The organism is Streptomyces sp. NPDC001868 (genome assembly GCF_040297125.1).
Classification (GTDB): domain Bacteria; phylum Actinomycetota; class Actinomycetes; order Streptomycetales; family Streptomycetaceae; genus Streptomyces.
The window spans coordinates 21,292-43,386 of sequence record NZ_JBEOYO010000071.1; the positions used below are offsets into that span (position 1 = coordinate 21,292).

20 protein-coding genes are annotated in these 22,095 nt (G+C 71.7%); 11 read left to right on the top strand and 9 right to left on the bottom strand.

Annotated features, from left to right (window positions below; translation table 11 throughout):
- Positions 1 to 123: 123 nt before the first annotated feature.
- Positions 124 to 798 (bottom strand): Crp/Fnr family transcriptional regulator, encoded by a 675-nt coding sequence (locus tag ABT147_RS42395; protein ID WP_005476003.1) that lies wholly within the window; start codon positions 796 to 798, stop codon positions 124 to 126.
- Between the two features lie 275 nt (positions 799 to 1,073).
- Here ABT147_RS42395 and nth point away from each other — a divergent pair, with 275 nt between their 5' ends.
- The 3 genes from nth (at position 1,074) to ABT147_RS42410 (ending at position 4,379) form a co-directional block, all read left to right on the top strand.
- A complete protein-coding gene (gene nth, locus ABT147_RS42400; RefSeq protein ID WP_502983259.1) occupies positions 1,074 to 2,195 on the top strand; it encodes an endonuclease III in 1,122 nt (373 codons plus the stop codon).
- 133 nt (positions 2,196 to 2,328) lie between these two features.
- A complete protein-coding gene (locus ABT147_RS42405) occupies positions 2,329 to 3,060 on the top strand; it encodes an NUDIX hydrolase (protein ID WP_351416780.1) in 732 nt (243 codons plus the stop codon).
- Between the two features lie 119 nt (positions 3,061 to 3,179).
- Positions 3,180 to 4,379 carry a MarP family serine protease gene (locus ABT147_RS42410; RefSeq protein WP_351416782.1) on the top strand — a complete coding sequence of 400 codons (1,200 nt, stop codon included), beginning with the start codon at positions 3,180 to 3,182 and terminating at the stop codon, positions 4,377 to 4,379.
- Positions 4,380 to 4,440: 61 nt separating this feature from the next.
- Here the strand turns inward: ABT147_RS42410 and ABT147_RS42415 are convergent, their stop codons facing one another.
- From ABT147_RS42415 to ABT147_RS42440, 6 genes are all read right to left on the bottom strand, one after another.
- The gene (locus ABT147_RS42415) at positions 4,441 to 4,620 is read right to left on the bottom strand and encodes a hypothetical protein (protein WP_351416783.1); all 180 of its coding nucleotides are present in this window, start codon (positions 4,618 to 4,620) and stop codon (positions 4,441 to 4,443) included.
- A gap of 96 nt (positions 4,621 to 4,716) precedes the next feature.
- Positions 4,717 to 5,679 carry an alpha/beta fold hydrolase gene (locus ABT147_RS42420; protein ID WP_351416785.1) on the bottom strand — a complete coding sequence of 321 codons (963 nt, stop codon included), beginning with the start codon at positions 5,677 to 5,679 and terminating at the stop codon, positions 4,717 to 4,719.
- The gene (locus tag ABT147_RS42425) at positions 5,676 to 6,155 is read right to left on the bottom strand and encodes a phage holin family protein (protein WP_037702568.1); all 480 of its coding nucleotides are present in this window, start codon (positions 6,153 to 6,155) and stop codon (positions 5,676 to 5,678) included. Before ABT147_RS42425 ends, ABT147_RS42420 begins: the two co-directional genes overlap by 4 nt.
- A gap of 51 nt (positions 6,156 to 6,206) precedes the next feature.
- Positions 6,207 to 7,610: a Na+/H+ antiporter NhaA gene (nhaA, locus tag ABT147_RS42430; protein WP_351416788.1), complete on the bottom strand. Its 1,404-nt coding sequence runs from the start codon at positions 7,608 to 7,610 to the stop codon at positions 6,207 to 6,209.
- A 131-nt stretch (positions 7,611 to 7,741) separates the two neighbouring features.
- A complete protein-coding gene (gene acs, locus ABT147_RS42435; RefSeq protein ID WP_351416790.1) occupies positions 7,742 to 9,700 on the bottom strand; it encodes an acetate--CoA ligase in 1,959 nt (652 codons plus the stop codon).
- 169 nt (positions 9,701 to 9,869) lie between these two features.
- Entirely contained in the window at positions 9,870 to 12,242 is a 2,373-nt protein-coding gene (locus ABT147_RS42440; protein ID WP_351416792.1) for a SulP family inorganic anion transporter, read from the bottom strand.
- A gap of 263 nt (positions 12,243 to 12,505) precedes the next feature.
- Between ABT147_RS42440 and ABT147_RS42445 the strand changes: the two genes are divergently transcribed.
- Entirely contained in the window at positions 12,506 to 13,813 is a 1,308-nt protein-coding gene (locus tag ABT147_RS42445) for a polysaccharide deacetylase family protein (RefSeq protein WP_351416794.1), read from the top strand.
- A gap of 6 nt (positions 13,814 to 13,819) precedes the next feature.
- Here the strand turns inward: ABT147_RS42445 and ABT147_RS42450 are convergent, their stop codons facing one another.
- Positions 13,820 to 14,800, bottom strand: coding sequence for an ATP-binding protein (locus ABT147_RS42450; protein ID WP_351416796.1), 981 nt, complete (start codon positions 14,798 to 14,800; stop codon positions 13,820 to 13,822).
- 99 nt (positions 14,801 to 14,899) lie between these two features.
- Between ABT147_RS42450 and ABT147_RS42455 the strand changes: the two genes are divergently transcribed.
- Positions 14,900 to 15,733, top strand: coding sequence for a Fic family protein (locus ABT147_RS42455; protein ID WP_351416799.1), 834 nt, complete (start codon positions 14,900 to 14,902; stop codon positions 15,731 to 15,733).
- A gap of 371 nt (positions 15,734 to 16,104) precedes the next feature.
- Here the strand turns inward: ABT147_RS42455 and ABT147_RS42460 are convergent, their stop codons facing one another.
- On the bottom strand, positions 16,105 to 16,929 hold the full coding sequence (locus tag ABT147_RS42460; protein WP_351416801.1) for an HAD family hydrolase: 825 nt from the start codon (positions 16,927 to 16,929) through the stop codon (positions 16,105 to 16,107).
- Positions 16,930 to 17,510: 581 nt separating this feature from the next.
- Here ABT147_RS42460 and ssd point away from each other — a divergent pair.
- The 6 genes from ssd to ABT147_RS42490 all read left to right on the top strand — a co-directional run.
- The gene (gene ssd / locus ABT147_RS42465) at positions 17,511 to 18,605 is read left to right on the top strand and encodes a septum site-determining protein Ssd (RefSeq protein WP_351416803.1); all 1,095 of its coding nucleotides are present in this window, start codon (positions 17,511 to 17,513) and stop codon (positions 18,603 to 18,605) included.
- A 58-nt stretch (positions 18,606 to 18,663) separates the two neighbouring features.
- A complete protein-coding gene (locus ABT147_RS42470; protein ID WP_351416805.1) occupies positions 18,664 to 19,905 on the top strand; it encodes a TadA family conjugal transfer-associated ATPase in 1,242 nt (413 codons plus the stop codon).
- A gap of 14 nt (positions 19,906 to 19,919) precedes the next feature.
- Complete coding sequence (locus ABT147_RS42475) at positions 19,920 to 20,759, top strand: type II secretion system F family protein (RefSeq protein ID WP_351416816.1); 840 nt, start codon at positions 19,920 to 19,922, stop codon at positions 20,757 to 20,759.
- Positions 20,756 to 21,547, top strand: a complete 792-nt coding sequence (locus ABT147_RS42480; RefSeq protein WP_351416807.1) for a type II secretion system F family protein — start codon at positions 20,756 to 20,758, stop codon at positions 21,545 to 21,547. Before ABT147_RS42475 ends, ABT147_RS42480 begins: the two co-directional genes overlap by 4 nt.
- 103 nt (positions 21,548 to 21,650) lie before the next feature.
- On the top strand, positions 21,651 to 21,902 hold the full coding sequence (locus ABT147_RS42485) for a DUF4244 domain-containing protein (RefSeq protein WP_502983260.1): 252 nt from the start codon (positions 21,651 to 21,653) through the stop codon (positions 21,900 to 21,902).
- Positions 21,889 to 22,095, top strand: a 207-nt coding sequence (locus tag ABT147_RS42490; RefSeq protein WP_351416810.1) for a TadE family type IV pilus minor pilin, incomplete at its 3' end; no start/stop codon positions are given. The genes ABT147_RS42485 and ABT147_RS42490, both read left to right, overlap by 14 nt.

The window sequence follows — 22,095 nt, forward strand, 5'->3', positions numbered from 1 at the left end:
CGGCGGGGGCGAAACAAATGGGGCCCGCCCCGCTGAACGAGACGAACCCCACCGACGACTGCACAGCGACGTACAACAGTTACCTGCGACAGCCCTGCCAGCCCTGTAAGCCCTGACCGGAGGTCAGCGCGACCGCTTCGCCAACCGCTCCACATCCAGCAAGATCACCGCACGAGCCTCCAACCGCAGCCACCCCCGCTGCGCGAAGTCCGCCAGGGCCTTGTTCACGGTCTCCCGCGACGCACCCACCAGCTGCGCGAGCTCCTCCTGCGTGAGGTCGTGCACCACATGGATGCCCTCCTCCGACTGCACACCGAACCGCCGCGAGAGGTCCAGCAGCGCACGGGCGACCCGCCCGGGCACGTCCGAGAACACGAGGTCGGACATCTGGTCGTTGGTCTTGCGCAGCCGCCGCGCGACCGCACGCAGCAGCGCCGCGGCCACCTCGGGTCGCGCGTTCAGCCACGGCTGGAGGTCGCCGTGGCCGAGGCCGAGCAGCTTGACCTCGGTCAGAGCCGTGGCGGTCGCCGTCCGCGGGCCCGGGTCGAACAGCGACAGCTCGCCGATCAGCTCACCGGGGCCGAGCACGGCCAGCATGTTCTCGCGGCCGTCGGGCGACGCGCGGTGCAGCTTGACCTTTCCTTCGGTGACCACATAGAGGCGGTCACCCGGATCGCCCTCGTGGAAGAGAGCGTCACCGCGCGCGAGAGTCACCTCACTCATGGAGGCGCGGAGCTCCGCGGCCTGCTCGTCATCGAGCGCCGCGAAGAGCGGGGCGCGCCGCAGAACGTCGTCCACGAGTTCTCTCCTTGTCGACCTGCTCAGGGGATCTTGCTCCCCGTACTACCAGGGGACCGTGTTCCCCATCTTGCCGGACGGACCAAACAGTGTGATCTGTCACAAGGATGCCGCACACATGTCCCGGGGTAAGCGTCAGGGGTCCAATTGGGGGCCGATCTTCTGGGCCCGGGGCGGATGTCGGTGCCGGGCTTTAGGCTGGCCGGGTGTCCAAATCGCCGGTGAGAGCACAGGCCAAGGGGGCTGGGCGGGTGGTTGTACGTCGCGATTCCGCTGTGGGCGAACAGGGCCCCACTGGAGCGAACAAAACGGCAAAGGCGACGAACGTGTCCGATCCATCAGAGGCGGAGAACCCCGCCCAGAAGACCACGGCCCGGGCGAAGAAGGCCGCACCGACAAAGACCGCCACAGCCCGAAAGACGACGACGGCCAAGGCAACGGCGAAGACGACGACGGCCAAGGCAATGGCGAAGACGACGACGGCCAAGGCAACGGCGAAGACGACGACGGCCAAGGCAATGGCGAAGACGACGACGGCCAAGGCAACGGCGAAGAAGGCAATCCCGAAGAAGGCGGCCACAGCGAAAACCCCCACCGCCACCCCGAGCGCACCCCCCAAACCCGAGTCCCACACCGCCCTGGTCCGCCGCGCCCGCCGAATCAACCGCGAGCTCGCCGAGGTGTACCCGTACGCACACCCGGAGCTGGACTTCGAGAACTCCTTCCAGCTGATCGTCGCCACGGTCCTGTCCGCGCAGACGACGGACCTGAGGGTCAACCAGACGACCCCGGCGCTCTTCGCGAAGTACCCGACCCCCGAGGACCTGGCCGGGGCGAACCCCGAGATCGTCGAGGAGATCCTGCGACCGTGCGGGTTCTTCCGGGCCAAGACGAAGTCGGTGATAGGGCTGTCGAAGGCCCTGGTGGAGAACCACGGGGGCGAGGTCCCCGGCCGTCTCGAAGACCTCGTCAAGCTGCCCGGCGTCGGCCGCAAGACCGCCTTCGTCGTGCTGGGCAACGCCTTCGGCCGGCCCGGCATCACCGTCGACACCCACTTCCAGCGGCTCGTACGACGCTGGCGCTGGACCGAGGCGACCGAGCCGGACAAGATCGAGGCGGCCATCGGCGCGCTCTTCCCGAAGAGCGAGTGGACGATGCTGTCGCACCACGTGATCTTCCACGGCCGCCGTATCTGCCACGCCCGGAAACCGGCCTGCGGCGCCTGCCCCATCGCCCCGCTCTGCCCGGCGTTCGGCGAGGGCGAGACGGACCCGGAGAAGGCCAGGAAGCTCCTGAAGTACGAGAAGGGCGGCTTCCCCGGTCAGCGCCTGAACCCCCCGCAGTCCTACCTGGACGCGGGCGGCATCCCGGCCCCGCCCCTGGGAGCCGCCGGATGACGGACCGTCCCGAGCCACCCGGCGGCTACTCTCCCCACCCCGGCACGGGCCACCCACAAGAGGGACGCGAGGCCCGAGCGGAACGATCAGCGGTCCCCCGGGCGTTGGGACCGAGAGAACGACGGGGGTGGCGATGACACGCGCGAGCCGGACGGACGGCGGCACGGACACCGACAGCGAGCACCGCGCGGTGGACGGGCACGTGAGCCTGGACAAGGCGGGCCTGCCCGCCTGGCTGGACCCGGTGGTGCGTGCCGCGGAGACGGTCGAGCCGCTGCAGTTGAGCCGCTTCCTGCCCCCGGAGAACGGCTCGGGGCGGCAGTCGGCGGTCCTGATCCTGTTCGGCGAGGGCACGGACGGGCCCGAGCTGCTGCTCATGGAGCGCGCCGGTTCACTCCGGTCGCACGCGGGCCAGCCGTCGTTCCCCGGCGGCGCCCTCGACCCCGAGGACGGCGACCCCCAGACCGACGGCCCGCTGCGCGCCGCCCTGCGCGAGGCCGAGGAGGAGACCGGCCTCGACCCCACTGGAGTCCAGCTCTTCGGCGTGCTGCCGAAGCTGTACATCCCGGTCAGCGGCTTCGTCGTGACCCCCGTCCTCGGCTGGTGGCGCCGGCCGACGCCGGTCCGGGTGGTGGATCCGAACGAGACGGCCCGCGTCTTCACCGTCCCCGTGGCGGATCTCACGGATCCGGCCAACAGAGCCACCGCCATTCACCCCCGGGGCTACGCAGGACCGGCATTTCTGGTCGAATCGGCCCTGGTGTGGGGGTTCACGGCCGGCGTGATCGACCGTCTGCTGCACTACGCGGGCTGGGAGCGCCCCTGGGACCGTGAGAAGCAGGTCCCGCTCGACTGGCGCTCATGACAGGGTGTCTGCCGTGCTGCGTCTTTTGGGGCTTGTCGTGTCCTCCCGTCGCCGCGCGGCGGACCGGACCCCCGGCCGGCCTGTAGTGATCGCGAAGTGACGAGGCGAGGCTTGAAGCGGTGAACGTGCTGGACATCCTGTTGCTGGTCGCCGCCGTCTGGTTCGCGATCGTGGGCTACCGACAGGGCTTCGTCGTCGGCATCCTCTCGGTGATCGGCTTCCTCGGCGGCGGCCTCGTCGCGGTCTACGCCCTGCCCGTCATCTGGGACTGGATGACCGACAATTCGGAGGTCAGCACGGCCGCCGCCGTCGTCGCGGTGGTCATCGTGATCGTCTTCGCCTCCGTCGGCCAGGCCCTGACCACCCACCTCGGCAACAAACTGCGCCGCTACATCACCTGGTCCCCGGCCCGCGCCCTGGACGCCACCGGCGGCGCCCTCGTCAACGTCGTGGCGATGCTCCTGGTCGCCTGGCTGATCGGTTCCGCACTCGCGGGGACGACCCTGCCGACGCTCGGCAAGGAGGTCCGCAACTCCAAGGTGCTGGGGGGCGTGGCGACGGCCCTGCCCAACCAGGCGGACACCTGGTTCGCGGACTTCTCCTCGGTCCTCACGCAGAACGGCTTCCCGCAGGTCTTCAGCCCGTTCTCGAACGAGCCGATCACCGAGGTGCAGCCCCCCGACCCGGCGCTCGCGAGCAGCCCGGTCGCCCAGCGCGCCAAGCGGTCCATCGTCAAGGTCATGGGCACCGCCCAGAGCTGCGGCAAGGTCCTCGAAGGCACCGGCTTCGTCTTCGGCGAACGCCGCGTGATGACCAACGCGCACGTGGTCGGCGGGGTCGACGAACCCACCGTCCAGATCGGCGGCGAGGGCCGCAAGTACGACGCCAAGGTCGTCCTCTACGACTGGGAGCGCGACATCGCCGTCCTGGATGTGCCGAGCCTGAAGGCGCCCGCGCTGGAGTTCACCACCAAGGACGCCGCGAGCAGCGACGACGCGATCGTGGCCGGCTTCCCGGAGAACGGCGCGTACGACATCCGCCCCGCGCGCGTGCGCGGTCGCATAACGGCCAACGGCGCCGACATCTACAAGCGCGGCACCGTCCACCGCGACGTCTACTCGCTCTACGCCACGGTCCGCCAGGGCAACTCCGGCGGCCCGCTGCTCACGCCCGAAGGCAAGGTCTACGGCGTGGTCTTCGCGAAGTCCCTCGACGACCCGGACACGGGTTACGCCCTCACCGCGGACGAGGTCGAGGAGGACATCGCCAAGGGCCGTTCGGCCAACCAGCAGGTGGACAGCGACAGCTGCGCGCTCTGAGGCCGGGCGGGGCCGGTGCGGTGAGGTCCGGTGAGGTCCTGGGCGGGTCGCCCCGCGTGGGTCAGGGACGAGGATGGCGCAGCCGCGCCGAGACCCAGCGGGCCCGGCGGCGCAGGATGCGCGGAATGCCCAGCCGGGGGTCCGTGCCCGGCAGTTGCGGGGCGCCCCTCCGGTGGGAGCTCAGGCCCGCGGCCGAGCGGCGGTTGCGTGCTGCGTCACTGTAGTCGTGCGTCCAGCCCATACCCCGACGTGTGCCCCCGCCTCAAGGTCGATAACCGCCCCCACGCCCCCCAATTGGCCTATGCGCCGGGCAAGTGGCTGTTCATGGAACAGGTGTTCACCGGTCGGGCTCGGGGTCCTTCAGCCAGTTGATGAGTTCGGTGGAGAACGCCACCGGATCCTCCTCGTGCGGGAAGTGCCCCAGACCGTCGAACAGCCGCCAGCGGTACGGCGCTTCGACGTACTCCCCGGACCCGGCCGCGCTGCGCGTGCGCATCACCGGGTCGAGCGAACCGTGCAGATGGAGGGTGGGCACCCGCACCGGACGCTTCATCCGGCGGTTGAACTGGATGCCGTCCGGGCGGGCCATGGACCGCACCATCCACCGGTACGGCTCGATCGAGCAGTGCGCCGTCGACGGGATGCACATCGCCCGCTGATACGCCTCCACGGCCTCGTCGTCGGGCAGCCGGGGCCCCGACCAGTCCCGCATCAGCCGGCCGACCAGGGCGCCGTCGTCGGCGGTGAGTTGCCGCTCGGGGATCCAGGGCCGCTGGAATCCCCAGATGTAGGAGCCCGCCGCCGTCTGCTTGACGTCGGAGAGCATCGCCGAGCGCCAGCGCCGCGGGTGCGGCATCGAGGAGACCGCGAGCCGCCGTACGAGCTTGGGGCGCATCACGGCCGCCGTCCACGCCAGATAGCCGCCCAGGTCGTGGCCGACCAGCGCGGCGTCGGGCTCGCCGAGGGATCGTACGACCCCGGTGATGTCGAGGGCGAGGTTCGCGGGGTCGTAACCCCGGGGTGTGCGGTCGCTGCCGCCGACACCGCGCAGGTCCATGGCCACGGCCCGGAAGCCCGCGTCGGCGAGGGCGACCAGCTGGTGCCGCCAGGTCCACCAGAACTGCGGGAAGCCGTGCAGCAGCAGCACCAGCGGCCCGTCGCCGACCTCGGCGATGTGGAAGCGCGCGCCGTTGGCGGCCACGTCCCGGTGGATCAGCCCCTTGGCGCCGGGCACGTCGAGTCGTACGGGAGACGCGGGCTGGTTCGAAGGGGCGGCCGGGGTGGTCGCGGGGTCGGTCATGACGTCGAGCGTGCCACAGCCTCGACGGCGTCGTCGGCCGGGGCGGGCCGACGGGGGTGCGGCTTGGCGTTCTGCAGCACGCCCGCCGTCTCCTTCATGGACGCGGCGACCTTCTGCGGGCCCTGCCCCTTCTTGGCCTTCTTCGAGAAGACCACGCCGATGAGCGTCAGCACGAGCGCGACCACGACATTCGCCGCGAACGACAGCAGGAAGCAGATCGCCAGGTTCCAGTCGCTCCAGGTGCGGATGCCGTACGCCAGGGCGAAGCTCAGCATGGGCAGGGAGAAGATCAGCACCGTGCCGGCCGCGGTGAACGCACCGCCGCCGATCACGCCTCGCTTGACGTCCTGCCTGAGCTGGGCCTTGGCCAGCGCGATCTCGTCGTGCACCAGCGCGGACATCTCGGCCGTCGCCGAGGCGAACAACTGGCCGACACTGCGTTCGGCTCCGACCGGGCTGCCGTCGGGTGCGCTCATCGGGGTCTCCCTCATATGCGTTTGTACGGTCCTGTCTACGGTCCAGTCAGATCATGCCGGACCGTCGTCGCCGTCGCCTGCCCCGCCCGCCACTTCGGCAAGCCTGCGATGCTCTGCGGCCTTGCGTTCGTGGATCTCGGCCATGCGCAGGTGGTACTCCGGATCGTCCTGTTCGTAGATGTCGGGGATGCCGTCGAGGTCCTCGTCGCGCTCCTCGGCGGCCCACAGGGCCTGGTACTTGGCGTTCCGCAGCTTCAGCAGGACGGTCGCGAGGACCGCCGCGACGAGCGACCCGGTGAGGACGGCCGCCTTGACGCCGTCGGTGAGCACCGGGTCGCCCTCGAAGGCCAGTTCGCCGATGAGCAGCGACACGGTGAAGCCGATGCCGGCGAGGGAGGAGACCGCGAAGACGTCCGGCCAGGACAGGTCCTCGGAGAGGGAGGCCCGGGTGAAGCGGGCGGTCAGCCAGGTCCCGCAGAAGATCCCGACCGCCTTGCCGACGACGAGCCCGAGCACCACCCCGAGCGTCTCCGGCTGGGTGAACACCCTGCCCAGCGCACCGCCCGACACCGAGACGCCCGCGCTGAACAGGGCGAACAGCGGCACGGCCAGACCGGCGGACAGGGGGCGCACCAGGTGCTCGATGCGCTCGCCGGGGGAGCGTGTCTCGCCTTCGCGCCGGGTACAGCGCAGCATCAGCCCCATCGCGACACCGGCGATGGTGGCGTGCACGCCGCTGTTGTACATCAGCGCCCAGATGACGAGCGCGAGCGGAACGTACACGTACCACCCGCGTACGCCCTTCCTCAGCAGCAGCCAGAAGACGGCGAGACCGGCGAAGGCGGCGCCGAGCGCGGCGAAGTCGAGGTCGTCGGTGAAGAACACCGCGATGATCAGGATCGCGCACAGGTCGTCGACGACGGCGAGGGTGAGCAGGAAGGCCCGCAGCGCGTTCGGCAGGGACGTGCCGATGACGGCGAGCACGGCCAGCGCGAACGCGATGTCGGTCGCCGTGGGCACCGCCCAGCCGGCCAGGGAGCCGCCGCCGGTGAGGTTGGTGAGCGTGTACACGAGCGCCGGTACGGCCATGCCGCACAGCGCGGCGACCACGGGCAGCGCGGCCGTCCTGGGGTCCCGCAGGTCCCCGGCGACCAGTTCGCGCTTGAGTTCGATGCCGGCGACGAAGAAGAAGACCGCGAGGAGCCCGTCGGCCGCCCAGTGCGCCACGGACAGATCGAGGCCGAGGGCCGAGGGGCCGAAGTGGAAATCGCTGACGCTCTCGTAGCTGTCGCGCAGCGCGGGGACGTTGACCCAGACCAGGGCGGTGACGGCGGCCAGGAGCAGCAGCACACCGCCGACGGTCTCCGTGCGCAGCGCGTCCGCCACGAAGGTCCGTTCGGGCAGTGAGAGCCGTCCGAAGACCTTGCGGGTGGGGGTGGTGCGGGACGCGGCCACGGTGGGGACCTCCGGTCGGGGACAGCACGGAACGCTTGCCGACCAGACTTCCCGGCGCACCTTTATTTACTTTAGCCAAAGGGCACCCGGCGGGCTCGCCGCCGGGTGCCCTTCGAGGCCGTACGTGGGTGTCAGTCCTCGCTCGGCGCCGCCGGCAGCTTGGCCTGGATCAGGTCCATCACCGTGGAGTCGGTGAGTGTCGTGACGTCACCGAGCTGCCGGTTCTCCGCCACGTCGCGCAGCAGTCGCCGCATGATCTTCCCGGAGCGGGTCTTCGGCAACTCCTGCACCGGCAGGATCCGCTTCGGCTTGGCGATCGGGCCGAGGGTGGCACCGACGTGGTTGCGGAGGTCGGCGACGAGGCCCTCGTCGTCGGCGTTCGCCGTACCGCGCAGGATCACGAACGCGACGATCGCCTGGCCGGTGGTCTCGTCGGCCGCGCCGACCACGGCCGCCTCGGCCACGGACGGGTGCGAGACCAGCGCGGACTCCACCTCGGTGGTGGAGATGTTGTGGCCCGACACGAGCATCACGTCGTCGACGCGGCCGAGGAGCCAGATGTCCCCGTCGTCGTCCTTCTTCGCCCCGTCACCGGCGAAGTACTTGCCCGGGAACCGCGACCAGTACGTGTCGAGGAACCGCTGGTCGTCGCCCCAGATGGTGCGCAGCATCGACGGCCACGGCTCGGTGAGGACGAGGTAGCCGCCACCGCCGTCGGGGACTTCCTGGGCCTCGTCGTCCACCACCGTGGCGGAGATGCCCGGCAGCGGGGTCTGCGCGGAGCCCGGCTTGGTCGACGTCACGCCCGGCAGCGGCGAGATCATCATCGCGCCGGTCTCGGTCTGCCACCAGGTGTCCACGATCGGCGTCGCGTCGGCACCGATGTGCTTGCGGTACCAGATCCACGCCTCGGGGTTGATGGGCTCACCGACGGACCCGAGGACGCGGAGGGAGGACAGATCGAACTTCGCGGGGATGTCGTCGCCCCACTTCATGAACGTACGGATGGCCGTGGGCGCCGTGTAGAGGATCGTCACCCCGTACTTCTGCACGATCTCCCAGAACCGCCCCTGGTGCGGGGTGTCGGGCGTGCCCTCGTACATGACCTGTGTCGCGCCGTTCGCCAGCGGCCCGTACACGATGTACGAGTGGCCGGTGACCCAGCCGACGTCGGCGGTGCACCAGTACACGTCCGTCTCCGGCTTGAGGTCGAAGACGGCGTGGTGGGTGTACGACGTCTGCGTGAGGTAGCCGCCGGAGGTGTGCAGGATGCCCTTGGGCTTCCCCGTGGTGCCGGACGTGTACAGGATGAACAGCGGGTGCTCGGCCCCGAACGGCTGCGGGGTGTGCTCGGCGGACTGCCGTTCGACGATCTCGTGCCACCACACGTCGCGGGAGTCGTTCCAGGCGACGTCCTGGCCGGTGCGGCGGACGACGAGGACGTGCTCGACATTGCCGGCGCGGTCGGCGGCGTCGTCCACGGCGGGCTTGAGCGCGGACGGCTTGCCGCGGCGGTAGCCGCCGTCGGAGGTGATGACCACCTTGGCGTCGGCGTCCTGGATACGGGTCGCGAGCGCGTCCGCGGAGAAGCCGCCGAACACGACGGAGTGCGCGGCGCCGATCCGGGCGCAGGCGAGCATCGCCACGGCCGTCTCCGGGATCATCGGCATGTAGACCGCGACCCGGTCGCCGGCCTGGACCCCCAGCTCCAGCAGGGCGTTGGCGGCCTTGCTCACCTCGTCCTTGAGCTCGGCGTAGGTGACGGTCCGGCTGTCCCCGGGCTCGCCCTCGAAGTGGATGGCGACCCGGTCGCCGTTCCCCGCCTCGACATGCCGGTCGACGCAGTTGTACGCGACGTTGAGCTCGCCGTCCTCGAACCACTTGGCGAACGGCGGGTTCGACCAGTTCAGCGTCTCGGTCGGCTCCTTGGCCCAGGTCAGCCGCCGGGCCTGAGCCGCCCAGAAGCCGAGCCTGTCGTCCCTGGCCCGCTCGTACGCCTCGGCCGTGACGTTGGCGCTCTCCGCCAGGTCAGCGGGCGGCGCGAAGCGTCGCTCCTCCTTCAAGAGGTTGGCCAGGCTTTCGTTGCTCACGACATCTCCCTTGCGGTGCTTTGCCGGGGCGTCCGTTGTGTCCCAGGCCACAGCTCATCAGACCCGGACCCCCGATGACAAGGGCCTTCCCCGGATTGGTTTAGACCTGTGGGCGGGTGGCCTGCGGCCAGGACGCCACCCGTTCCCACGGACCGGGACGGAAATCGGTTCACGCGCGCGTGTCGTGCAGGACCGTCCCGGTGGGGTCTGCCGTCCCGGCTGTTCCGGCGACCTTGTCGAAGACTCCGCCGTCCGGGGACTCCTCGGTGAGCAGATACGCCTGCGCCTCGCCCACGTGGAAGTACATCCCGTGCAGTTCGAGTGCGCCCTCGCGCAGGGCGCGCGCGACGGAGTCGTGGGCTCTGAGGTGCTCCAACTGCTGGATGACGTTGGTCAGGCAGAGCTGTTCGACGGCGTCGGCAGGTTCGCGGCCGGCCAGGCGGGCCCAGGGGCGGTTCTTGTCGGTCGCACGGTCCAGACTGGGCCTGCCGTGCCGCAACCAGCGCTTCAACGGCGTCTGGGCGCCGTGGGGATCGGTCTTGAGCAGGGCCTGCATCGCGCCGCAGCCGGAGTGCCCGCAGACCGTGATGGACCGTACGTTCAGCACGTCCACCGCGTACTCGATCGCCGCCGCCACCGAGTCGTCGCTCTCCTCGCCGGGCAGGGGCACGAGATTGCCCACATTGCGTACGACGAAGAGGTCGCCGGGGCCGCTCGCGGTGATCATCGAGGTGATGAGCCGGGAGTCGGCGCAGGTCAGGAAGAGCTGCGAGGGCTGCTGCCCCTCCCGCGCGAGCCGGGCCAGCTCACCGCGGACCAGGGGGGCGGTGTTGCGCTGGAACGCGCTGATGCCGCGCGCCAGTTGGTGGCCGTTCGGTCCCTCGGCCGCCTCCTCCTGCGGTGTCCCTCGCGTCGGGGTGGCCGGGGCCTCGCACTGGTGGTTGCGCCAGGGCGTCCAGGGACGGCAGCGGCAGCCGGCCGCCGAGCTGCCGGCGGGTTCGGCGATACGGGTGCCGGCGCGGCCGGTGATCTCCACGGAGCCACCGCGCGCGTGGTGCGCGTGCTGCCAGTCCTGCAGCGACTCGTACGCCGCGTGGTCCATGAACGAGCCGTCCAGCTCCACGACGACGGCGGCACCCTGGGGGACCTGGTGCAGGGCGCGGCTGAGGCGCGGCACGGCGAGGAACGTCAACTGTCCCCGTACGTGGACGTGATGGACCCCTTCCTTCTCCTCGTGGGTGATGCGGGTGCGGGTGAGGCGGTGCAGGGCGACACCGACGGCCACGGCGATGCCGAGTGCGACGCCTTCCAGGACGCCGAGAGCGATGACGCCGAAGGTGGTGACGGCGTAGACCAGCACCTCGCGGTGGCGGGTGACCGTGCGGATGTGGTGCAGGGACACCATCTGGACCCCGACGGCCATCACCAGGGCGGCGAGTGAGGCGAGGGGGATCAGCTCCAGGGCGGGGACCAGGAGCAGCGCGGCGGCCACTACCCAAACGCCGTGCAGCATCGTGGAGTTCCGGCTGGTGGCGCCAGCTCGGACATTGGCCGTGCTGCGGACGGCGACGCCGGCGATGGGCAGGCCGCCGAGGATGCCGGAGACGACATTGGCGGCGCCCTGGCCGCGCAGCTCGCGGTCGAGGTCCGAACGCCGTACGTCGGTCCGCCCCGCCGCCAGCTTGTCCATGGCGACGGCGCCGAGGAGCGACTGCACGCTGCACACCAGGGTGGTGGTGAGGACGGCGGCGACGAGGCCGAGCGTCGGCCCGTCGGGCACTCCGGCCAGGGCATGGCTCCGCCAGGACGGCAGATCGACCTTGGGCAGGCTCAGCGCGGCGAACGCGGCCGTGGCCGTGGCTCCCGCGACGGCGACGAGGGCGGCCGGGACGGTGCGCAGCTGTCTCCCGACGCGGCCTGGGAGCCGGGGCCAGGCGAGCAGCAGGACCAGGGTGAGGGCGCTCATGGAGACCGCGGCGGGGTGCAGGTGCGCCAACTGGGCGGGGAGCGCGCCGATGTTGGCGCTGACCGAGCTCTGCGGGGTGCCGCCGAGCACGATGTGGAGCTGGGCGACGGCGATGGTGACGCCGATGCCGGCGAGCATGCCGTGCACGATCGCGGGGCTGACGGCGAGCGCGGAGCGGGCCACGCGCAGGTGGGCCAGGCCCAGTTGGGACAGGCCGGCGAAGACGGTGATGGCGCAGGTGGTGCGCCAGCCGTACTGGTGGATGAGGTCGGCGGTGACGACGGTGAGACCGGCCGCCGGGCCGCTGACCTGGAGGGGGGAGCCGCCCAGGCGTCCGGCGACGAGACCGCCGACGGCCGCGGCGACGAGGCCGGCCTGGAGCGGGGCGTCGGTGGCGAGGGCGATGCCCAGGGACAGGGGGAGGGCGATCAGGAAGACCGCGACGGAGGCGGACAGATCGGCGGCCGATACAGGGACTCGGCGACGCGGACCCTTCGGGGGGCTGTGGGGTCGGTGGTCACGCTCTGTGCGGTTCGGGTCCGGGTCGGTGGCGTGGGTGGGGACGCAGGCGGACATGTTCTCCCGTCTCCTCCGGGGCTGCGCGGTCGCGTCGGGTCGCGGCCGTGGGGCACGGCGTTCAGCGGCGGGAATTCTCAACGCTCAGTAAACGAATCGTAATGCAGAGTAAAGGATGTGCAAGAACATTAGCCGCAAATGGGTCATTAGATCACCCAGGAGGATGAATAGAGCATTTCATCGGCTTGTCGTATTAATAATGATCGGAACTCTGTGTGACCTTGGCCGCCCTGCCCCTGAGCGAAGGAAGAGGTGGGCGGAAGATGGCCGTCACCCAGAGGATCGCCGCCGGCGTCACGCTCGCCGCGACCTGCGCAGCGGCGCTCGCCGGCTGCGGGATCGGTGAACCGACCGGAGCCGTCGGCTCACCGGGCGCGAAAAGAACGGAGAAGGAGGGCGGGCAGGGTGTACCCGCCACCAAGGAGGGCGTCCCGGCGCCACCGAAGGCCGCGGTCCGGCTGATCGGCGACGGCTCCACCGCCTACACCGGGGCGCAGCCGCACCTGCCCCGACCCGAACGGCTGAAGCCAGGTCAGAGGCCCCCGCAGTTCGTGGTCTTCTCCTGGGACGGAGCCGGAGAGGACGGCCAGCGGCTCTTCTCGCACTTCCGCGAGGTGGCCCGGGCCAACGACGCGACCATGACGTACTTCCTGAGCGGCGTGTACATGCTGCCGGAGGAGAAACGGGACCTCTACCGCCCGCCCCAGCATTCGCCCGGCCGTTCCGACATCGGCTTCAACGACGTCCGCGGCATCAACGACACCGTGGAGCAGCTGCGCGGCGCGTGGCTGGAGGGCAACGAGATCGGAACGCACTTCAACGGTCACTTCTGCGGTCCCGGCGGCGGGGTCGGCGAATGGTCGGTCGAGGAGTGGAAGAGCGAGATCGCCCAGGCCAAGGCCTTCGTGAAGGCCTGGAAGACCAACACCGGCGCGAAGAACGCCGAACCACTGCCCTTCGACTACGACAAGGAACTGATCGGCGCCCGCACACCCTGTCTGGAAGGGCAGACGAACTTCATGCGGGCCGCCCGCGACCTCGGCTTCCGCTACGACACCAGCGGAGTCAGGGACCAGGTCTGGCCCGAGAAGAAGGACGGGCTGTGGGACCTGTCGCTGCAGCTCGTCCCCGTCCCGGGGCGGGACTTCGAGACGCTGACCATGGACTACAACTTCTATGTGAACCAGTCCGGGGCCCGAGCGGGGGCCCCGGCGAAGCGGGAGCAGTGGGGCGACCAGTTCCGTGACGGGCTGCTCGCGGGCTTCGAACGCGCCTACGAGGGCAACCGCGCGCCCCTGATCATCGGCAACCACTTCGAGTCCTGGAACGGCGGCGTCTACATGCGCGCCATCGAGGAGACCATCGAGGCGGTCTGTGGCAAGCCCGAGGTGCGCTGCGTCTCCTTCCGGCAGCTCGCCGACTGGCTCGACGCCCAGGACCCGAAGGTCCTGGACCAGTTGCGCACCCTGAAGGTCGGTCAGTCCCCGAAGAGGGGCTGGAAGCACTTCCTGTCCGCCGGACCGGCACCCGCCCCGAAGGGGGTTCCCGGGGCTCCGGCGGGCAAGTCGTAGCCGCACTCACACGGTGGCGGCGACCTCTTCGCCGAGCACGAACTCGGGGTCGATCTGCGCGGCCAGGTCGGCCCCGGTCCGCTCATTGCCCCAACTGGTGGCGTTCTTCAGGTGGAAGTGCGCCATCTGACGGGTGTAGCGCTCCCAGTCGCGCAGCTCGTACGTGGCGTCGGCGGCCTCGTGCAGGGTGCGCAGGGACTGGCGGTTGGCCTCCTCCAGGCGCTCGAAGCGGGGCGGGCGGCCCTTCTCCAGGGCACGCACCCAGTCCGAGTGCCCGACGGTGACCAGCAGATCGTCCCCGACCTCGCCGCGGAGGAAGTCGAGGTCGTCCTGACCGTGCACCTTGTTGCCGACGACCTTGAGGGCGACGCCGTAGTCACTGGCGTACTCCTTGTACTGCCGGTAGACGGAGACCCCCCTCCGGGTCGGCTCGGCGACGAGGAACGTCATGTCGAAGCGGGTGAACATGCCGGACGCGAAGGAGTCCGAACCGGCCGTCATGTCGACCACCACGTACTCGTCGCGGCCGTCCGTCAGGTGGTTCAGGAACAGCTCCACCGCTCCCGTCTTGGAGTGGTAGCAGGCGACCCCGAGGTCGGCGTCGGTGAAGGGGCCGGTGACCATCAAACGGACGGCTCCGCCGTCGAGTTCCACCGGGCGGGCGCAGGCGTCGTAGATCGCGTTCGGCTCGCAGACGCGCACCAGGCGGGAGCCGTCGCCGGGCGGGGTGGTCTTGATCATCGTCTCGGCGGAGGTGATCCGCGGGTTGGAGCCGCGCAGATGGTTCTTGATCAGTGCCAGCCGGTCGCCCATCGCGGGCAGTTCGGCGGCCTCCGACTCGTCGAGGCCGAGGGCGGCGCCCAGGTGCTGGTTGATGTCGGCGTCGACGGCGACGACCGGCGCCCCGGAGGCGGCGAGATAGCGGATGAACAGGGCGGACAGCGTGGTCTTGCCACTTCCGCCCTTCCCGACGAAAGCAATTTTCATGTTCACTAACGGTAGTGGGGTGAGCGCCAAGGGTGTTCGTGTGCGGCGGAAGACCACTCCTTCGAGGGGTCGGCGACCGGTGCGCGTAGGGTCGTACTCATGAGTACGACAGGTGCGGCCGCCGATCCGCTCGCGGCCCTGGGAGAGCTTCCCGGTGTGGCCGAGTCCGTGGAGTCCGTGCGCAAGGCCGTCGACCGGGTCTACGGCCACCGCGTCATGCGGCGCCGCAGCAACGCGGTCACCAGCGAGGCGGCCCTGCGTGGTGCGCGCGGCTCGGCGGCACTGTCCGGCGCTGACTGGGCCCTCGAAGAGGTGCGCCGTCGCAGCGACTTCAGCGGCCAGGACGGCGACGACGAGGCCCGTGCCATGGGCGCCGCGCTGCGGCTGACCGCCGAGGCGGGCCAGCTGCTGTCCATCTGGCGGCAGTCACCCCTGCGGGTGCTGGCCCGGCTGCACCTGGTGGCGGCCGGGAGCGACGACGCGCGCGTGGGGCGGCCCCGACAGGACGGGGAGCCCGTGGACGAGCCCCTCGTCGAACTGCCGCTGCCGAGCGCGGCCGAGGTCGCCGGCCGTCTCGACGGCCTCTCCGAGCTGATCATCAAGGGCAGTTCGGCCCCCGCCCTGGTGACCGGCGCCGTCGTCCACGGCGAACTGCTCGCCCTGCGGCCCTTCGGTTTCCACAACGGCCTCGTCGCGCGCGCGGCCGAGCGGATCGTCCTCATCGGCAGCGGCCTCGACCCGAAGTCGGTCTGCCCGGCGGAGGTCGGTCACGCGGAACTCGGCCGCGCCGCCTATCTGGCCGCCCTCGACGGCTATGTCTCCGGCACCCCGGAGGGCATGGCCGCCTGGATCGCCCACTGCGGCAGGGCGATCGAACTGGGCGCGCGCGAGTCGACGGCGGTGTGCGAGGCGCTGCAGCGCGGGGCCGCGTAGAAGCCCGGTGGGCCGGGCGGTGAAGAACCCCCGGAAAAGGGTTGCGGCGGTACGAGAATTCGTACCGCCGCTGGCATGTCCACCCGGTTACCAAGCGTCCTCGATATATGCCCATCAGGCCGGGAACTATGGCCCGTGACCTGGTGCGGCTGGCCCGTAATCGACGGGTCGACGTCGCGTGGGTGCCCGGTTTTCATGCTAGGTCCGTGGGGCCAAAATGAGTTTTAAAGGTGATCCTCTCGGATGTCCTTTGGTCTCGCGGGCCTTGAATCCTTTCTACTCCAGGACCGAGGCAAGCGGAACCCCTTGATGCGCTTCTTTACTTTTAGGTTCAAAGAGGGTGAATCGGCTGCCGTCGTGCCGACCGCGGGTCAGGCGGTCGCCTCCCGGCGCCGGCTCGCGTACCAGACGAGCCCCGCGGTGGCCGCCGCGGCGCCTATGGCGGCGGCCGCGAGAAGAGCGGGTTTCGGCCGGACAGCGAGGCGCTGCTTGAGGCGCACGGGGCGGTGGAAGTCGAGAATGGGCCACCCGCGCGCGAGGGCCTCCTTGCGCAGGGTCCGGTCCGGGTTCACCGCGTGCGGGTGCCCCACCGCCTCCAGCATCGGCAGATCGGTCGCCGAGTCGCTGTACGCGTAGCAGTGCGCGAGGTCGTACTCCTCGGACTCGGCCAGCTCCCGGATCGCCTCGGCCTTGGTCGGGCCGTAGGCGTAGTACTCCACCTCGCCGGTGAAGCAGCCGTCGTCGCCGACGACCATCCGGGTCGCCACCACCCGGTCCGCGCCGAGGAGTTCGCCGATCGGCTCGACCACCTCGGCACCGGAGGTGGAGACGATGACGACGTCCCGCCCGGCGATGTGGTGCTCCTCGATGAGGGAGGCGGCCTCGTCGTAGATGATCGGGTCGATCAGGTCGTGAAGGGTCTCGGCGACGATGTCCTTCACCTGTTGGACGTTCCAGCCCCGGCACAGCGCGGACAGATACTTCCGCATCCGCTCCATCTGGTCGTGGTCGGCGCCGCCGGCGAGGAACACGAACTGGGTGTACGCCGTCCGCAGGGCGGCCCTGCGGTTGATCAGGCCGCCTTGGTAGAACGACTTGCTGAACGTGAGCGTGCTCGACTTCGCAATGACCGTCTTGTCCAGGTCAAAGAAGGCCGCTGTGCGGGGCAAGGAGTGGTTTTCCACGACGCCGAGCATATGCGCCCGCCATTCGGGCTAGTGTGGGGCGTGTGGGTTTGCCTGAGAGGCCTCTCGGGTACACCATGGAAGTCACGGATCGTTCGCGACCGTGCTAACGCGGCCCGGCTCCTCCCCCCCCGAGTCGGCCGTGAAGACGACCCCCACTCTCCCCCCCGGTGGGGGTCGTCGCATGTCCGGGTGCGTTTTCCCCTCCTCATCCCAGCCCGCGAGGCGCCTTCGTGCCCTCGTGGGCTTTCCTCTGCCCCGGCACAGGATCCGTCACCGTCCGTAGCTGTCGGGCTGCGCTGCGGAGGCCGCACAGGAGTCGCCTGTTCGGGTGATGGCGATATCCACAAGCGCTGAGTTGTCCACAGTTATCGACCAAGATCCACACGATTTCCCGGCTCGCCGCATCGTGATTCCAGCGCGTCCCGACGGCGGCGAGTTCCTGGCCGGTTCCGTTTCCCGGATGCGCGGGGCCGGTTTCCGTCGGCCGCCCCTCGTGGCGGCCGATCGCCGGTTCCTCCCACAGGACTTGAACACGGGCGCCCGGAAGGCGAGGCGCCGCGTGGACGCAGTGAGTGAAGGGGCTGGGGATCGTGGCGGGAGCCATCACCGACGACCGGCCGTCCGCCGCCGAGGGGCGGCAGGGCGGACCGTTGATCGTCACCGAGGACGTGGAACTGCTGGACGACCTGCTGCGGCTGTGCGCGGCGGCGGGCGCCCGGCCGGAGGTCCACCACGGAGTGCCGGAGGGCCGGGGCCGGTGGGAGACGGCGCCGCTCGTGCTCGTCGGGGACGACGCGGCACGACGGCTGCGCGGGGCCGCGCGCAGACGAGGAGTGGTGCTCGTCGGCAAGGACCAGGACGACTCCGGGGTCTGGCAGCGGGCCGTGGAGATCGGCGCCGACCACGTCCTGATGCTGCCGGACGGCGAGCAGTGGCTCGTCGACCGCATCGCCGACGTGGCCGAAGGGGTCGGCAGGCCCGCGCTCACCGTCGGTGTGATCGGCGGCCGGGGCGGCGCCGGAGCGTCCACGCTGGCCTGCGCCCTCGCCGTCACCTCCGCGCGACAGGGCACGCGCACCCTCCTGGTGGACGCCGATCCGCTGGGCGGCGGCCTGGACGTGCTCCTCGGCGGCGAGAGCGCCGACGGACTGCGCTGGCCGGCCTTCGCCGCCTCACGCGGCCGGGTCGGCGGCGGCGCCCTGGAGGAGTCCCTGCCCGAACTGCACTCCCTGCGCGTCCTCAGCTGGGACCGCGGCGACGCCGTCGCCGTCCCGCCCCAGGCCGTCCGCGCGGTCCTCGCCGCCGGCCGACGTCGAGGCGGCACGGTCGTCGTCGACCTGCCGCGCCGCATCGACGAAGGCGTCGCCGAGGCGCTCGCCCAGCTCGACCTCGGCCTCCTGGTCGTCCCCGCCGAGCTGCGCGCCGTCGCCGCGGCCTCCCGCGTCGCCTCCGCCCTCGGCATGGTCCTGCGCGACCTGCGGGTCGCGGTCCGCGGGCCGTACGCCCCCGGCCTCGACGACCACGAGGTGGCCCGCCTGCTGGGGCTCCCCCTCGCGGGCGAAGTACCCACCGACATCGGGCCGCCGGACAGCGGCAAACCACCGGGAGGCGTCCCGCGCGGACCACTCGCCCGGTTCTGCGAAGGCTTCTGGGAGCGCGTGGCGGTCAGGGGTGAGGCGGCGTGAACCGGGTGCGTCCCGACGGGCCGCCGGGCGACTTCGACCCGGACCGGGGTGAGGGCTGATGAACGGGATGCGCGAAGACGGCCTGCTGGACGGCGTACGGCAGTGGCTCGTCGAGAGCGGGGCCGAACCGACACCCGCGCGCGTGGCGCAGGCGCTGCGGGAGCGAGGACGGGTGCTCGGGGACGCCGAGGTGCTCGGGGCGGCCGAGCGGTTGCGCTCGGAGCTGGTGGGGAGCGGGCCGTTGGAGCCACTGCTCGCCGACCCGTCGGTCACCGATGTGCTGGTCTCGGCGCCGGACCGGGTGTGGGTGGACCGGGGCGGCGGCCTGGAGCTGACCGAGGTCTCCTTCCCGGACGCGGCCGCCGTACGACGGCTCGCGCAGCGCCTTGCGGCCGTCGCCGGACGCCGGCTGGACGACGCCCGGCCCTGGGTGGACGCCCGGCTCCCGGACGGCACCCGGCTCCACGCGGTGCTCCCCCCGGTCGCCGTCGGCTCCACCTGCCTGTCCCTGCGGGTCGTACGGCCCCGCGCCTTCACCCTCGCCGAACTGGCGACGGCGGGCACGGTCCCACCCGGCGGCGACCGCGTCCTGCGGGCACTGATCCGCTCCCGGCTGTCGTACGTCATCAGCGGCGGCACCGGGACCGGCAAGACCACGCTCCTGAGCGCGCTGCTCGGCCTGGTCGACCCCGGTGAGCGGATCGTGCTCGCCGAGGACTCGGCGGAACTGCGGCCCGACCATCCGCATGTGGTGCGGCTGGAAGGCAGACCGGCCAACCAGGAGGGCGTGGGGCTTGTCGAGCTGCGGGACCTGGTGCGCCAGGCACTGCGGATGCGCCCGGACCGGCTGGTGGTCGGCGAGGTGCGGGGACCCGAGGTCGTCAGCCTGCTGGCAGCCCTCAACACGGGCCACGAGGGCGGCTGCGGCACGCTCCACGCCAACGCCGCGGGACAGGTGCCGGCCCGTCTGGAGGCCCTCGGTACGGCCGCGGGGCTCGACCGGGCCGCGCTGCACAGCCAGCTGGCGGCTGCCTTGTCGGTGGTCCTGCACCTCGTACGGGACCGCGACGGGCGACGGCGGATCGCCGAGGTGCATGTGCTGGAGCGGGACGGGTCGGGGCTGGTGGTGACCGTGCCGGCGCTCCGCTGGGGCGAGGAGGCGTTCGTGTACGAGCGGGGCTGGGAGCGGCTGCGGGGGCTGCTCCGGGACGGGGTGCGGAGCCGGGGCGACGAGTTCCCGGACGGGCCGCACGGTCGGGATGACGGCCTTCTGGAAGGAAAAGGAAGTGGACGACGGTGACGGGGGTCGGGGAGATGTCGGTCGGGGTGGTGGCGGTGGCGTGCGCCGGGGCGGCGGCCTGGTTGTCGGATGACGGGCGCCGCGCCGGGGTGCGGCGGGCGCGGTTGCTGCTGGCCGGTGGCGGGGCCGTGGGGCCGCCACCCTGGGCACGGGTGGTCGGCCGGGTACGGCTGCTGGGGGCCGAGTGGTGGGCGCCGGTGGCCGGGTCGGTGATCGCGGTGCTGGGGGCCTCGGTGCTGCCGGTGCTAGCGGGGGCGGCGGCGGTGCCGCTGCTGAGGCGGGTGCGGCGGGCGGCGGAGGAACGCCGGGCCCGGGAACGGCGGGGCGATGCCGTGGTCGCCCTCTGCTCGGCGCTCGCCGGGGAGGTGCGGGCCGGGCGACAGCCCGGGGAGGCGTTGACGCGGGCCGCGCTGGACTCCGGAGGGCTCGGGGAGGCCCGGGCCGTGGTGCTGGCGGCGGCGCGGTTCGGCGGGGACGTACCGGGTGCCCTGGCGGACGCGGCCCGGCAGCCGGGCGCCGACGGGCTGCTGGGGCTCGCCGCGTGCTGGCGGGTGGCCGTCGACCGGGGCGCGGGCCTCGCCGCCGGGCTCGACCGGCTGGAGGGCGCCCTGCGCGCCGAGCGGGACCAGCGGGCCGACCTGCGCGCCCAGTTGGCCGGCGCCCGGTCGACGGCGGTGATGCTCGCCGGGCTCCCGGTCCTGGGCCTCCTGCTGGGCACCGCGCTGGGTGCCGACCCGCTGCGCGTGGTGCTGCACAGCACGGCGGGGCTGGGCTGTCTGCTCGTCGGCGCGGTGCTGGAGGGCGCGGGGCTGTGGTGGGCGCTGCGGATCGTACGGGGAGCTGAGGCGGCGTGAGCGGCGAGGTCGTCCACAGGCTGGGGATGGTCGTCTGCGCGCTGGGGGGACTGTGGTTGTCGGCCCGGGCGCTCGCCGCCGCCCGACGCGAACGACGGCTGCGCACCCGGCTGGCCGAGGTGCTCGCCGTCGCGGCCGAGCCGCCCCGGCGGAACCTGGTGCCGCGGGGTGCCGTCCGGCGGTGGCTGCCGGTCGCCGGGGCCGTCTGCGCGGGGTGGGTGCTCGTCGGCGGCGTCCTGGGGGTGCTGCTGGGGCTCGCTGCCGGAGTCGGGGCCTGGCTGTGGCTGCGGAGGGCGCGGCGCGCGGGCGGCGACCCGGCGGAGGCGTACGACGCCGCGGCGGCAGCGCGCCAACTGCCGCTCGCCGCCGACCTGCTGGCCGCCTGCATCACGGCCGGGGCGAGCCCCGTGGTGGCCGCGCAGGCCGTGGGCGAGGCCCTGGGCGGCCCCGTGGGCGCACGACTGGCCAGAGGTGCGGCAGAGGCCCGGCTCGGGGGCGAACCGGCCGAGGCATGGCGCTCGTTGGCGGTCCTCCCCGGCGCCGCAGCTCTGGCACGGCTTCTGGAACGCGCCGACGAGTCCGGTGTTCCGGCCGCCTCCCCTGTCGCCCGCCTCGCCGCCGAGGCCCGCGCCGAGTGGGGCCGCTCGGCGACGGAACGGGCCCGCCGGGCCGCCGTGATGGTCACCGCACCGGTGGGGCTGTGCTTCCTGCCCGCCTTCATCGCGGTGGGCGTACTGCCGGTGGTGATCGGGCTGGCGGACGGCTTGCTGGGAGGGGGTGGGGGATGACGGGGCGGACGTGAACGAGCGGTGAGCGGTGATGACCGGTGAGCAGGTGATGACTGGTGACCGGCGATCGGTGTCGACGGAACAGAACCTCGCGGGGGTTGAGATGCGCAAGGCAGTGAAGGCAGTACGGGCAGTGAAGACGGTGCGGGAAGCGGTGCGGGTCCGGGTGCTGTGCGCCGTGACGTGCCGGGTGCGGGCGGCACGGAGGGACGCGGGGATGGTGACCTCCGAGTACGCGGTCGGGATCATCGCGGCGGTGGCCTTCGCCGCGGTGCTCTACAAGGTGGTGACCAGCGGGCAGGTCCAGGCGGAGCTGCAACAGATCGTCGGGCGGGCACTCAATGGCGGGGCGTGAGCCACCTGGGCCGCGCCGGCGTCGCGGGGCACTGGGCGGCGACGGCGGGTTCGTGACCGCCGAGGCGGCCATGGTCCTGCCCGTGATGCTGCTCTTCGCGACGGCGCTCGTCTGGGCCCTGTTCGCCGCCTGCGCGCAGATCCAGGTCGTGGACGCCGCCCGGGCCGGTGCCCGGGCGGCGGCCCGGCAGGAC

What these genes read in the sequence shown, in the direction of transcription:
- ABT147_RS42405 (WP_351416780.1), top strand. Translation starts at nt 2,329, where the DNA reads ATGACACGCGCGAGCCGGACGGACGGCGGCACGGACACCGACAGCGAG.
- ABT147_RS42415 (WP_351416783.1), bottom strand. Translation starts at nt 4,620, where the DNA reads ATGGGCTGGACGCACGACTACAGTGACGCAGCACGCAACCGCCGCTCG.
- ABT147_RS42420 (WP_351416785.1), bottom strand. Translation starts at nt 5,679, where the DNA reads ATGACCGACCCCGCGACCACCCCGGCCGCCCCTTCGAACCAGCCCGCG.
- ABT147_RS42425 (WP_037702568.1), bottom strand. Translation starts at nt 6,155, where the DNA reads ATGAGCGCACCCGACGGCAGCCCGGTCGGAGCCGAACGCAGTGTCGGC.
- ABT147_RS42440 (WP_351416792.1), bottom strand. Translation starts at nt 12,242, where the DNA reads ATGTCCGCCTGCGTCCCCACCCACGCCACCGACCCGGACCCGAACCGC.
- ABT147_RS42445 (WP_351416794.1), top strand. Translation starts at nt 12,506, where the DNA reads ATGGCCGTCACCCAGAGGATCGCCGCCGGCGTCACGCTCGCCGCGACC.
- ABT147_RS42450 (WP_351416796.1), bottom strand. Translation starts at nt 14,800, where the DNA reads ATGAAAATTGCTTTCGTCGGGAAGGGCGGAAGTGGCAAGACCACGCTG.
- ABT147_RS42455 (WP_351416799.1), top strand. Translation starts at nt 14,900, where the DNA reads ATGAGTACGACAGGTGCGGCCGCCGATCCGCTCGCGGCCCTGGGAGAG.
- ABT147_RS42460 (WP_351416801.1), bottom strand. Translation starts at nt 16,929, where the DNA reads ATGCTCGGCGTCGTGGAAAACCACTCCTTGCCCCGCACAGCGGCCTTC.
- ABT147_RS42470 (WP_351416805.1), top strand. Translation starts at nt 18,664, where the DNA reads ATGAACGGGATGCGCGAAGACGGCCTGCTGGACGGCGTACGGCAGTGG.
- ABT147_RS42475 (WP_351416816.1), top strand. Translation starts at nt 19,920, where the DNA reads ATGTCGGTCGGGGTGGTGGCGGTGGCGTGCGCCGGGGCGGCGGCCTGG.
- ABT147_RS42485 (WP_502983260.1), top strand. Translation starts at nt 21,651, where the DNA reads ATGCGCAAGGCAGTGAAGGCAGTACGGGCAGTGAAGACGGTGCGGGAA.